Source organism: Chryseobacterium endalhagicum (assembly GCF_016745235.1).
Classification (GTDB): Bacteria; Bacteroidota; Bacteroidia; order Flavobacteriales; family Weeksellaceae; genus Chryseobacterium; species Chryseobacterium endalhagicum.
The window spans coordinates 903,092-916,266 of record NZ_JAELVM010000001.1 but is presented as its reverse complement, the minus strand read 5'-3'; the positions used below and the strand labels follow the sequence as shown (position 1 = coordinate 916,266).

Genomic DNA, 13,175 nt, shown 5'->3' with positions numbered 1-13,175 from the left:
TACCAAAATTATTTACTTTTTTCAAGCATAAAGCTAAATTTGGTTCCTTCGAGATAGACACTTTCTACGGTGATATTTTCATGGTGTGCTTCAAGGATGTGCTTTACAATGGCCAGCCCAAGGCCTGAACCTCCTTCCCTTCTGCTTCTGCTGGTTTCTACGCGGTAGAACCTTTCAAAGATCCTTGGAAGAATCTCTGTTTTTATTCCCATTCCGTTATCAATAACCTCTATCAGCACTTTATTTTTAAGAACGCTGGTTTTCACCACGACTTTTGCTTCCTGACGGTTGGCATAATGAATGGCATTGGAAATTAAATTAATAAAAACCTGGGAAATCTTCTGTTTGTCTGCATCTACAAATATCTGCGGATGAAGGGTCTGAATCTGAAGCGTGGTATTATGTTTTTCGGCTTCAAATTCCAGAAGTTCAAAAATTTCTTTAATTAAAAGATTAACATCGAATTTTGAAGCGCTGATGCTGATCTCCCCTGCTTCCAGCCTGTTGATCATATCCAGATCGGTAACAATGGCAATAAGCCTTTCCACAGATTTATCAATTCTTTCGAGATATTTATCGCGGATAGTCAGATTATCGACACCGCCATCCCTGAGGGTTTCCACATATCCCTGAATGGAAAACAACGGTGTTTTAAGCTCATGGGAAACGTTTCCGATGTATTCTTTACGGTAGCTTTCCATTTCTTTCATCATATCGATTTCCGTTACCTGCTGCTGGTTGAGATCCGAGAATCTTTCACCCAGTTCTCTGATGGTAATATTTTCGTTATTGTTATGAACAATTTCCTGCGGAAGCATCTGTGAAAGGCCGCGTACCTGTTTTTTTCCGTAGTAGTTGAAGAGAAGCTCAAGAACTACATAATTGATCATAAAAATCAGGATCAGGCAGATGAAAAGACCGATTTTAAAGAATGGGGTCTGGTAATAGATATCCTTCAGTGAATCGAAGATGATCACTAAAAGAAACATCACCAGTGTCAGAAGACACGAGGCGACGAGTGTAAGTCTGTAAAATTTCAATTTTACAAGTTTTTATAGGTTATGTAAAGGTAGGAATTTAAATTATTAAACAATAAGCTTATAACCGATTCCCTTTAATGTCTGGATGGTATTGATTCCCAGTTTTTCTCTTAATCTTCTGATGTGTACGTCAATGGTTCTTTCTCCTACAATTACATCATTGCCCCATACTTTTTCAAGAATTTCTTCTCTTTTGAATACTTTTTCGGTATTGGAAGCCAAAAGGTAAAGCAAATCGAATTCTTTTTTAGGAAGAAGGAACTGCTGTCCGCTTTTTGAAACTCTGAAATTGTCTTTGTCGATTACCAGGTCGCCAATCTCGATAAGCTTCGCGTTGTCTGAAACCTGTGACGTAAGCTGCAGTAAAGCATTTACTTTAGAGATCAGGATTTTCGGTTTGATGAGCTTCACGATATAATCATTAGCTCCAGCCTGGAATCCTGCCAGCTGAGAGAATTCCTCGCTTCTTGCGGAAAGGAAAACGATCAGTGTTTTCTGAAGTTCTTTTACTTTACGAAGTTCCTGGCATGTTTCGATCCCGTCTTTTTCAGGCATCATGACATCTAACAGGATGAGATCAGGGACGATTTCTTTGGCTTTATCTATACCTTCGTTACCGTTTGTGGCTGTATAAATATCGTAGCCTTCTTTTTCCAGGTTGTAAGACAGAATCTCTAAAATATCCAGTTCGTCGTCTATTAAGAGTATTTTCTTTTGGTTCATTTTAAATTTTTACTGAGTCAAAGTTAATAAATTTTAAAGCACAGATGAACAAATGTATTATCGTTCATATAAAGTTAACAATAATCTTCTTTTATTAATGTTTAGTTAAAGAAAAATTAAAATTCACTAAACCACTTACCCGGTTAAACTTTTATTCCTTTGCACCGAAAGAATCTAGTAAACAAAGTAAGTAAGATAATGAAAATTAATAAACTTAGCATTGCGGTCGTATTTTTATCCGGATCCATGTTTTACGCTCAAGAAACGAAGCAGGACACGATCATAAAGGAGAAAAAAATTGATGGCGTAGTAATCCAGGGAAGCAGCAACAAGAAAACTGAAACTGCGGTATTAGGAGAACAAAAAAAAGCGGTTATTCAAAAACAGGCTGTAAGTGCTGAAGAGATTTCCAGAAAAGGGATCTCGAACGTGGAACAAGGACTTACAAAAGTAACGGGGATCACTACAGTAGAAGGAAGAGGACTTTTTGTAAGAGGACTTGAAGAGCGATACAATTATCTATTGATCAACGGTCTTGGTTCACCATCCAACAACCCTTTCCAGAAGATTATTGCTTTAAAGCAGTTCCCGACTGATGTAGTAGGAAAACTGAATATCTATAAAACCTTCAATTCTAACCTTTACGGAGATTTTGCCGGTGCTACGTTTGATATTGAAACACTTACAATCGACAAGCCTTTTACGAAGGTGGAATTCAGTGTGGGCGTGAATACTTTGAGTACGTTCAGGGATAATTTTAAAGTGTCTGAGGGGGCACAGGGTATTAATGGATACTTAGGTTTGAATTCCAGAGACAGAAGACTTCCGAATGAGGTGAGAGATTCAAGGCCTAATACTTATAACTTTAACAAAAGCGAATCCTTAAATTCTTTTAAAGATTCATGGAATGTTGACAATATTAAGTCTCTTCCGAATACAAGTATTGGTTTCACAACTGTGCAAAAGGTAAAAGCAGGTGAAACAGGAAATATCGGATTCCTTTTCTCTTTGAATCAAGGTTCAAAATTCTCATACAGAGAGGGAGCTAATAATCAATATAGAGATAATGGCCAAATTATAGAACTCAGTAATTTACTAGACAAGAAAAGCTATGTTTATGAACTTGAGTCATCAGTATTGTTTGGAACAGCCTATAAGAATAAGGGTACAAATATTAACTTAAATGCTATCTATCTTCAGAATTCTGCAAATATTATTGAAGATTTTACAGGTTTTAAAAATTTCAGTGTTGAAGACAAACGTTTTTTCAGAACTAATCAGCAGGATGTATCCAGATTTTTAAATCTGCAGTTAACAGCTTCTCAAAAACTTGGAGAGCGTCATTTATTTAAAGCAGGAGGGAGTTACGTAATGAATAATTACAGCCAGCCTGACAGAAAAATATTTGAACTTACTTATCCTCAGGATTTCAGAAATGCAGCGTTTTCATATGGAGGAAACAACCTGATAAGACAGTACTTAGATGTTGACGGTAGATTTTATGCTTCTGCTTTCGGAGAATATTCGGTTCTATTGGGCGACAAGGGTGAGAGAAAAGATTATCCAATGCAATTATCAGTAGGATATAATGGATTTACCGATGTAAGAAAAAATTCTTACCGATTTATATTTGGTACTCCAAAAGGCTTAAACACTCCTGTTAATATTGATGTAGACAATATTCAGTCTACTTTAGAAAATTCTATCAATAATGACAGACTATTCTATAAAGAGGATTCCGATGCTTATTCTTATCTATCAAATATATATCAGTTTGTCAATGCGGGATATCTTAATTTTGACTATAAGCCAAATGACAGCTGGGATATTTTAATTGGAGGTAGATTTGAAAACGATATGAGAATCATTCGTTATAATAAACCGGGGGATGCCACCAGACTTAATTTAACGAATAATAAAAATTATTTCCTTCCTTCCCTTTCCATCAAAAAGGCATTAAATAATAAAAACAATTTAAGATTTTCTGTAAGCAAGACTGTTACACGTCCTATTCTTATTGAAACTATGCCTATTGAGTATATCAACCCTGATAATACTACAGTTAGAGGAAATGAAAACATCAGCAACAGCGAAAATTATAATATTGACTTGAAATGGGAATACTTCCCTACAAACAAAGAAATGTTTGCTGTTAACCTTTTTGCAAAGAGAATTGACAATGCTATTGAAAAATCAATTGCTCCATCTGGAAACGCAAGTGGTGTTGTAATTACTTTTTATAACGCAGACAGAGCAACGCTGGCGGGAGTTGAGCTAGAAGGAATTTTAAGTTTAGGTAGAATTTCAGAGTCATTAAATAAATTTACACTAGGTGCCAATGCAACCTTTATGTACACTGATGTAAAGAGAAGTGAAGAGCAATTGAAGACTGAAAGACCCAACCTTCCAGGCTTCACAGATGATCAGCTTCATAAAAGAGGATTACAGGGAGCTGCTCCATATACAATCAACGCAGACCTGAAATATGAATACAAAAACTCTAAAAACCTAAGCAGTACATTATCAGTAGTTTATAATGTTTCAGGATCAAAAATCTATGCTGTAGGAGGTTCAGGAACAGATAACTACTATGAAAAACCATTTCATCAGTTAGATTTTGTATATCAAAATCAAATCACTAAAAACTGGAATGTCAAATTAGGAATTCAAAATATCCTTAACAGTAAATATCGTGTGGAATTGGGAGATAACAGCTATTATCCTGTTAAAACAAACGGTAACTACGCACTTAACAATTATTTCAACGGAGTCAACTTCAACTTTACAGTTGGCTACACTTTCTAAATTCGTAAAAATTAAATCTTAGTATAAAATGAAAAAGAATCTTTTAACTTTATTATCCTTAACTCTAGCAGTGAGTTTAACATTATCTTCATGCTCAATCGAAATAAATGATGGAGATAATGGTAGTGGGACAGTAACTACTCCAGGTACTACGGAAAGTGTACTAAGCGGTAGTGGAACACTTTCTGGCACAATCACAAAAGATATTTTAATTAAAAAAGGTACATATATATTAGATGGGGTTGTAAAGATAACAGGCGGAGCAACAATAACCATTGAGCCAGGTGCAGTTTTTAATGCAGTAACAACTAAATCCAGTAGTTTAGTAATATTACAGGATGGAAAAATAAATGCGGTAGGAACAGCAAGTGAACCTATTGTTTTCACTACTACCAATAAGCAGCCTGGAGATTGGGGAGGAATTACACTATATGGTAACGCACCAATTAAAGCTGTTAACGGATTAGCTCAGGCTCTTTCTGAAGATGGAAACAGCGTTTATTACGGAGGTAATGATGCTAACCATAATTCTGGAACAATGAAATTTGTTCGTGTAGAATATGGTGGTAAAAAGATCAATGACGGTACTTCTGAAACCAATTCTATGACTTTCTATTCTGTAGGAGCAGGAACCACTCTTGAAAATCTTGTTTCTTACAAAGGAACAGATGACGGTTTTGAATTCTTCGGAGGAACAGTAAGTGCTAAAAATATTGTTGCTTACGGAAATTATGATGATTCATTCGACTGGCAGGATGCATGGAGCGGGCAGAATAATACCAACTGGTATGCTTTCCAAACTGCAACAGGAAACTTTGGAATGGAAATCGAAGCTTCTGCAAACGTAGACAACACAGCTCCTAAGATTTCTAACATCACATTAATCAGAGATGCTAATACAAATCCTGAAGTTGCTGGTTCAGTAGAAATTTCAGCAATCCAGTTCAAAAGACAAGGAACAGGTATTTTCTCTAATGTTTATATAAGCGGATACAAAAATACAGGTGGTAAAAATGCTTACGCTGTACTGATTCAGGATGACGCAACCAATACAAGCCAGGTTACCCCAGGAAAAGTAGTAGTATCGCCTATTAACTATGTAAATTCTGACAACCAGGGAGTTTGGGGTTATGCTCAAACTAATGGTGGAAAAACGTTCACCAATGCTGGTACTGTTACTAAAGTATCTCTTACTCCTGGAGCTTGGGCTACAGTAGACGGAGTAAACCTTTTAGCAGGATTACAATAAGTAACTAGTTTCTTCATATCAAATTTTAAAAGCCATCAGGATTTTTTCTGATGGCTTTTTATTTTCATATCAAATTGACAGCTAAAATTTCCAGTCAATATTTTTTGCTTTCCTTTTACAAATCTTTTTCCCTTTCTATTTTTATAAATTTATATCAAAATTCTTCAAGGGTACATACCGCTGCTCACAAAATCTGATAAACTCTTCAGAATTGCCAGGAGGAGGTTCTTCACCGGTTATGCAAGCGTAATCAACATTGAGATATCTTTTCACTTTATAGAACATTAACAGGCTTTCTTTTGAATCCACTTCATTTCCATAAATTGAGGCTCCAAAAATCATTTTTCCATCATCCGTATATTGTAAAGTAATCTGTTTAAGCTCTGAAGTATTATCCAGATTTTCCCAGTAAATAATATAATCAATAGTTGGATTCTGATCTAAATAGCTCAACAGTTCTTTAGTGTTAAAAAAAGTTATTTCAGTATCATCTGAATATTGAGGAACAGGATAATCACAAGCTAATTCTCTGTGCGATGGTGCAAAATCATGGAAAAATTTTTCAATGAGACAGGAACTTCTTTGATTTACCAGATAATACGAATCTATATATTGAGGCATATTTTAAGATTTATTATTTTATCATATGCAAAATATGAACAAATCGTCAATCAGACAAAACTACACCGAAAAAGCCACCGGAAAATCCAATGGCTTTATTCACAAAAAACAAGTATATTAAAAAATATATATTTTAATTAATGCCTCCAGAAAAGGGTTCCCTCATTCATCAGGGCTTTTATCCCAGAGATTCTGGAAACGGCTTCTGCTGAACAGGAAGCGTCAGTAAGTACTATCGATGCTGCATCTCCTGCTTTGGGCCATTGCTGCTTTCCTTCTTCGTCCAGCGGAAGAATCTGTTGGGTGGCAAACTGAAGGGTTCTCGACAGTTCAAATTCTGTTTCGCAGCCGTAAAGCTCAGCAATAAGATTCGCTTTTTGAAGCATATTTCCCGATCCGAAAGTACTCCAGTAATCCTGAACATTGTCATTTCCGATCAGGACATCCACTCCGTATTTTTTCAATACCGGAATCGGCATAATGGTTCCCCTGAAAGGAACTGATGACGCAATTCCTACTTTTCCTTCTGCAAGCCGTTCAGAAATTTGTTCCGTTTCTTTTGGGGAAAGATGAGCTAAAGCAAAAGCATGACTTACAAATGTCTTTCCCTGAAGTTCGGGATTTTCAATGGCTTTATCGATCAGATAATTGATTGTTTTCATCCCGGAATCTCCTGTTTCATGAAGATGGATGTCAATTCCTTTTTGATGGTCTAAGGCTAATTGTACCGTAAAGTCAAGTACTTTTTCAATGCTTCCGTCAATACTGAACGGATCTAGCCCGCCGATGAAACCTACACTTTTCAGCTGTGCCGCTTCCCTCATCAAGGGAATAGTATCTGTATAATACAATCCATGCTGCGGAAAAGCCACAAGTTCAGCTTTGAAAGAATCCTTTTTATTCTCCAATGCCTGTTCAAGATGTTCCAGTGATTTCAATCCCGAAGTAGGATCAATATTAAAGTGCGTTCTTGCAAAATAAGTTCCGTAATGCTGAAGCAGACTGATGAGCTGCTCTGCCCTTTCCACGGATGTTTTTAAGAGTTCGGGAATGATTTCCTGTTCGTAAGCGATCATATCCTTTACCGATCTTCTTTTCGGGGAAAGTGCCTGCCATGGAAGTCCGTACAGGGTTTTGTCCAGATGAACATGCATATCTTTAAAGGCCGGAAGCATCAGAAATCCTTTGGCATCCAGGGCATCTGAAGCAGGATCATTCTTTTTTACGGCTTTAATCTTTCCAGCTTCGATGTCAATACTGAACAGGCCGGTTTTTGTCCTGATCACTTCTTCTTCATCGTATTCAAATCCGGTTTCAAGGCGGACATTTTTGAGTGAATATTTTCCTTTTGCGGTTAATTGATAGGGAAACTGCATGACTTTACTTTTAACAGAACAAAGTTACCCCGCTTTTGTTTCAGAAGCAGTGTATCAATTATGCCATGTCTTGTATGAATTATTCTTTGAACTGAGACGGAGTCATTCCCGTTTGTGCTTTGAAAAATTTAGAAAAACTTGCATGATCATAAAAACCCAGATCGTACACTATATCTTTTACGGACATTTCCGAGACTTTCAAAAGACGTTTCGCTTCCAGCAGAATCCGGTCCTGAATAAGTGATGACGCCGAAGCATTCAGGTTTTTCCTGCAGACAATATTTAAATAGTTAGCAGAAATATTTAGCTTATCCGCGTAAAAAGAAACTGATCTTTCCGTTCTGAAATGCTCGTCAATAAGATGTAGAAATTTAGAAATAATAGGATTGGAATGATACATTTCAAAATCTTTAAAAGCACCTTCCACAGATTTGCTGACCAGCAACCCGATCAGTTCACTCCGCTTCTGAACCACTTCCCAGAATACATGCTCTTCGCCCACTTCTTTCTGAATGGACTGAAATTCGTGACGGAACGTTTCAAAAGCTTCCTGAGAAAGATGAATTACAGGATGATTCTGGTAATAAGAAGCTGAAAACCTCAGCGACGGCAGAAAACTCTCAAACCAATCCCTGCTGATCATCAGCTGATAGCCTATTGTTTCCTTTTCAATGACCCACTGATGGACCTGATCCGGAAAAACAAGATGAATCTGAAAATTTCCCACTTCATATTCTATAAAATCGATGGTATGGCTGCCTTTTCCCTGTTCAAAAAGGTTGATAATAAAAAAATCGTGTTTATGAGGTTCATCAATGGAACGTTCACCATGCAGCTCATTAAACAGCAAATGACAGCCCTGAAGCTGGTTTTCATTGAACTCCTGAATGCCTAAAACCGGAAAATAATCTGTATGATGCCCCACCTGGCTTGATTTTCTCCTAAAATTAGTAAAATTTATGCAGGAAATCTGAACGGATGAAGATATTTTCATATTAAGCAGACTTTGAAACTTATAACGGTGAATTTTCTGTAATCTTCATCTCACGCTGATTGCGCAGATTATACAGATTAATAGTTATTAAACTCAGAAATTTTAGACGAATGATGAATATCTGGTGGCTGAGGGCCTCGAAGCCACCAGATATTTCCAATTTTTTAAAGTAAAATTTTAATACACCACATTTCCCTGATGCACCAATGATTCTACCTTAGAAATTCTTGAAACGGCTTCTGCAGAACAGCTGGCATTCATCAGGACAAAATCAGCAGCATCTCCGGATTTGGGCCATTGCTGATTCCCTTTATCATCCAGTGGAAGAATATTCGCAGTCGCCAGTTTCAGGCTTCTTGAGAGTAAAAACTCCGTGGAATAGCCATACAGCTGGGCCATCAGATTCGCTTTCTGAAGAACACTTCCCGTTCCAAAAGTATTCCAGTGATCTACAATACTGTCGTTACCCGTTAATACTGTTACATGATGTTTATATAAAGTTGGAATCGGCATGACCAGGCTTCCGAAAGGGATGGTAGACACAATTCCAATGCGGGCATCAGCCAGTTTTTCAGCAATTTCTTCCTGTTTCGCTTTCTCTAATTTAGCCAAAATAAAGCAATGGCTTAAATAGGTTTTATCTTTCAGGGACGGATTTTCATTGACTTTTTTAATAAGATATTCCACAGTATTCAATCCGGATTCCCCGGTTTCATGAAGGTGAATATCAATTCCTTTTTGATGGTCCAAAGCCAGCTGAACGGTAAAATCTATAGTTTTTTCAATGGATCCATCAATGGTAAAGGGATCTACTCCACCAATAAAATCGATATCCATTTGAGCCGCTTCTTTTAGATACGGCACCGAATCTGTGTAAAATACTCCATGCTGCGGAAAAGCCACAAGCTCAGCTCCAAAACTTTTCTTCCTGTTTTCTAACGCTTTCTGAAGATTTTTTAATGATTCCAGCTTTGAAGTCGGTTCAATATTCACATGACTTCTGGCAAAAGAAGTTCCTTTAGACTGAAGAAGCTCAATCATTTTCTCTGCTTTGAACGTTGAGTTTTTAAGCAATTCAGGAAGCATTTTCTGTTCCAGCGCAATCATTCCTTTCACCCCGCCCGTTCTTTTTCTTACAGCCTGCCATTTGTCGCCGTAAAATGTTTTATCCAAATGAATATGCATATCCTTAAACGCAGGCAGCATCAGCATTCCTTTAGCATCCACAGCCTTCGAATTGGGTTGGTTGGGAGCAATACTTTTGATCTTTCCGTTTTCAATTTCTATATAAAAAAGACCGGTCTTTGTGGCAATCACTTCTCCTTCTTCATATTCAAAACCGGTTTCCAGGCGGACATTTTTTAAAGTCAATTTTCCTTTTGCAGAAGCATTTTGTTCATCAAAAAATGGGGTTGCGGCCATAATATTGGGGATTAAGGTGAGTCCGGCTGCTGCCAGTGCAGAGTTTTTTATAAAATCTTTGCGGGATATTGTGTGGGAAGGGGTCTTCATTTCCAATCTATTTATGACAAAAATATAAAGAAGCGGAATGATCGGGATGTATGGTTTATTACAATATCTGTATGATTTATTGAAAATTTAGATACTGGTGGCTTAGAGGCCCTCAGCCACCAGATATTTGTCATTCGTCTAAAATCTCCGGATTTAGCAACTTATAAATCTGTATAATCCGCGTCATCTGCGGGAGATAAAAAATTGAACCATTAAGATTCATTAAGTTTTTAAGAATATTAAGTTAGGCTTCGCTTTATTTAAGGCTGTGCTGTTTAAAAAATCTTTAGATTTCCTTACCTATTCTTACCTCCTTTATTGCTCTTAATGGTTCAAAAAAACATTTAACGATCCATCCTTTCAATCTATCGGACATAAAAAAGACCGGATTCTAAAACCCGGTCCTGTTATTATTTATTTTTAAATCTTAAGAATAATATTCAAATTTTCTTACGGCTTCCAGTGTCATATCAATTTCTTTATCCTTGATGGCATCACTGATGAAATACGTTTCATATCCGCTTGGCGGAAGATATACCCCATTTTTAAGCATCTGGTGGAAGAAATTATTGAACAAAGGATGGTTGGCCGCTTCCGCTTCATCAAAATTGGAAACTCTGTTGGTATGGAAAAATACAGACATCATGGATCCTTTTCTGTTGATCTTATGGGCAATACTTTTTTCATTTAGAATTTTACCCATCTCAAAATCCAGTGTTTCTGCTGTTTTATTGATCCTGTTGAAAAATTCCGGATCATTTTTGATCAGCTGTAAAGTTTTCAATCCGGCTCTCATTGCCAATGGATTTCCGCTTAATGTTCCAGCCTGATACACACCTCCTTTTGGGGCCAGATGATCCATAATTTCATTTCTTCCTGCAAAAGCTCCTACCGGGAGACCTCCGCCAATAACTTTTCCGTAAGTTACCAGGTCAGCTTTTACATTATACAATTCCTGTGCTCCTCCGAAAGCCAGTCTGAAACCGGTCATCACCTCATCAAAAATCAGTAAAGCTCCGTTTTCGTCACATATCTTTCTAAGGTTCTGAAGGAAATTATTTTCAGGAAGTACACAGCCCATATTTCCGGCAACCGGTTCAATGATCACTGCTGCGATTTCTCCCTGATTATGACGGAACAGGTCTTCTACCTGCTCAAAATCATTATAACGGGCCAGAAGAGTGTCCTTCGCCGTTCCTTCCGTTACTCCCGGAGAATTCGGGTTTCCGAAAGTAGCTGCACCGCTTCCCGCTTTGATCAGAAATGAATCTGAGTGGCCATGGTAGCAGCCTTCAAACTTAACGATCTTATCTCTTTTTGTAAATCCTCTTGCCAGTCTTACAGCACTCATACATGCTTCTGTACCGGAAGAAACCATTCTGATCTGATCTATATTCGGAACGTTTTCTATGATGAATTTTGCAATTTCTGTTTCCAGTTCTGTAGGCGCTCCGAACGAGAAGCCTTTCTCAGCCTGTAATTTCAATTCTTCCAGAACTTCCGGATGGGTGTGCCCTAAAATAGCCGGCCCCCAGGAATTGATATAGTCGATGTAGGTATTATCGTCTGCATCGGTAAGGTAAGCCCCTTTGGCAGATTTCATAAATACAGGAACACCTCCTACCGATTTGAATGCGCGTACCGGGGAATTTACTCCGCCGGGAATGTATTTGTAGGCTTCATCAAACAGAGCCGAACTTCTTTGGTATTTCATATTGTAGTTGAACGCTGAAAGTTCATCATTCGCAGTTATTCAGCAACTGAAAACAAGGAACCTGCAACAAAAAATTAGTTTCGTGGTTTTTTGTCAATTAAATAAATCAGCTGGCCCGGAGAAGGTCTCTGTCCTTCATCCATTCTGTTTTTAGCATATAATTTATTCAATTTGATTCCGAATTTCTGTGCGATATCGTGCATATCTTCACCGGATTCGGCTTTGTACATTGCGGTATTTCCTTCAGAATTCTTAGATTCAAGGAAGACAATATCATTCTTTCTTAAAACATTGTTATCTAATTCATTCCATTTTATCAGTCTGCTTTCGCTTACTTTGAATTTGTCTGCAATGAATTTAACGGTAGTATCTTCCGGAATTACAATATATTTCAGCCCGTCATTCGGGTGGCTTTTGATAAGTATTGAGTTAAGAATTTCAGCTTTCGTTTTGATCCTTTCCACTCTTTTCTGCTGCTGCACATAAGAGGTCTGCTTGTAAGGAACCTCTACTGTAACGGGATCTTTTTTCTTAATTCCCATTTTCGAAGGTTCCAGCTGAGCCATGAACGTCTGGTCATCTTTCAGGTTAGGATACATTTTAAGAACGGCATAGAGTACTTCTTTAGAATTGGTATCGTCGTACTCATACAGTCTGTACTTTTCAATTTTAGTGATCAGAATTGAGGCATAACGAGGATTGGTTGCGTAGCCCGCTTTTTTCAATCCATGTGCCCACGCTTTGTAATCCTTCATATTAAGATTGAAAAGATTGGCGTAGTATTTTCTTGTTGAAAGGAATATGGAATGATCTTCATAAGACTGCCGAGGATCGTCATAAACACGGAAACATTCATTAGGCGCATCATCTGTGTGCTTCATGGTTTTTCCGGTCCAGTCTTCCTTACATTTTATTCCGAAGTGATTTTTACCTTCCTGAGCCAGTCTGCTCTGCCCTCCTCCCGTTTCCAGAAGTCCCTGAGCCAATGTGATGGAAGCCGGAATTTTGTATTTTTCCATTTCTTCTACCGCATATCTAGCGAATTTTTGAATGTACTGGTCTTCAGTAGCCCAAGCCTGAGCTGAGAATTTTGATAAAACTAAAAGGCTTATGAGTAAGAAAAGTCTTTTCATGTTTTTCA

The 13,175-nt window shown here is 37.6% G+C and carries 10 protein-coding genes; 2 read left to right on the top strand and 8 right to left on the bottom strand.

Annotated elements, in window-relative coordinates; translation table 11 throughout:
* Nucleotides 1–8 precede the first annotated feature (8 nt).
* Both JET18_RS04120 and JET18_RS04115 read right to left on the bottom strand, forming a co-directional pair.
* The gene (locus tag JET18_RS04120) at nt 9–1,040 is read right to left on the bottom strand and encodes a sensor histidine kinase (RefSeq protein WP_202089345.1); all 1,032 of its coding nucleotides are present in this window, start codon (nt 1,038–1,040) and stop codon (nt 9–11) included.
* Between the two features lie 45 nt (nt 1,041–1,085).
* On the bottom strand, nt 1,086–1,763 hold the full coding sequence (locus JET18_RS04115) for a response regulator (RefSeq protein ID WP_202089344.1): 678 nt from the start codon (nt 1,761–1,763) through the stop codon (nt 1,086–1,088).
* Between the two features lie 198 nt (nt 1,764–1,961).
* On the opposite strand from JET18_RS04115, the gene JET18_RS04110 reads away from it, so the two are divergent.
* The gene (locus JET18_RS04110; protein WP_202089343.1) at nt 1,962–4,568 is read left to right on the top strand and encodes a TonB-dependent receptor plug domain-containing protein; all 2,607 of its coding nucleotides are present in this window, start codon (nt 1,962–1,964) and stop codon (nt 4,566–4,568) included.
* Between the two features lie 28 nt (nt 4,569–4,596).
* Nucleotides 4,597–5,817, top strand: a complete 1,221-nt coding sequence (locus JET18_RS04105; RefSeq protein WP_202089342.1) for a hypothetical protein — start codon at nt 4,597–4,599, stop codon at nt 5,815–5,817.
* Between the two features lie 141 nt (nt 5,818–5,958).
* Here JET18_RS04105 and JET18_RS04100 read toward each other — a convergent pair whose 3' ends face one another.
* From JET18_RS04100 to JET18_RS04075, 6 genes are all read right to left on the bottom strand, one after another.
* A complete protein-coding gene (locus JET18_RS04100) occupies nt 5,959–6,438 on the bottom strand; it encodes a hypothetical protein (protein WP_202089341.1) in 480 nt (159 codons plus the stop codon).
* Nucleotides 6,439–6,575: 137 nt separating this feature from the next.
* Complete coding sequence (locus JET18_RS04095) at nt 6,576–7,814, bottom strand: amidohydrolase (protein WP_202089340.1); 1,239 nt, start codon at nt 7,812–7,814, stop codon at nt 6,576–6,578.
* 79 nt (nt 7,815–7,893) lie between these two features.
* Nucleotides 7,894–8,739, bottom strand: coding sequence for an AraC family transcriptional regulator (locus JET18_RS04090; RefSeq protein WP_202089339.1), 846 nt, complete (start codon nt 8,737–8,739; stop codon nt 7,894–7,896).
* 246 nt (nt 8,740–8,985) lie between these two features.
* Nucleotides 8,986–10,320, bottom strand: coding sequence for an amidohydrolase (locus JET18_RS04085; protein WP_202089338.1), 1,335 nt, complete (start codon nt 10,318–10,320; stop codon nt 8,986–8,988).
* A gap of 427 nt (nt 10,321–10,747) precedes the next feature.
* Nucleotides 10,748–12,034 carry a glutamate-1-semialdehyde 2,1-aminomutase gene (hemL, locus tag JET18_RS04080; protein ID WP_202089337.1) on the bottom strand — a complete coding sequence of 429 codons (1,287 nt, stop codon included), beginning with the start codon at nt 12,032–12,034 and terminating at the stop codon, nt 10,748–10,750.
* Nucleotides 12,035–12,108: 74 nt separating this feature from the next.
* Complete coding sequence (locus tag JET18_RS04075; protein ID WP_202089336.1) at nt 12,109–13,167, bottom strand: glucosaminidase domain-containing protein; 1,059 nt, start codon at nt 13,165–13,167, stop codon at nt 12,109–12,111.
* Between the last annotated feature and the right edge of the window lie 8 nt (nt 13,168–13,175).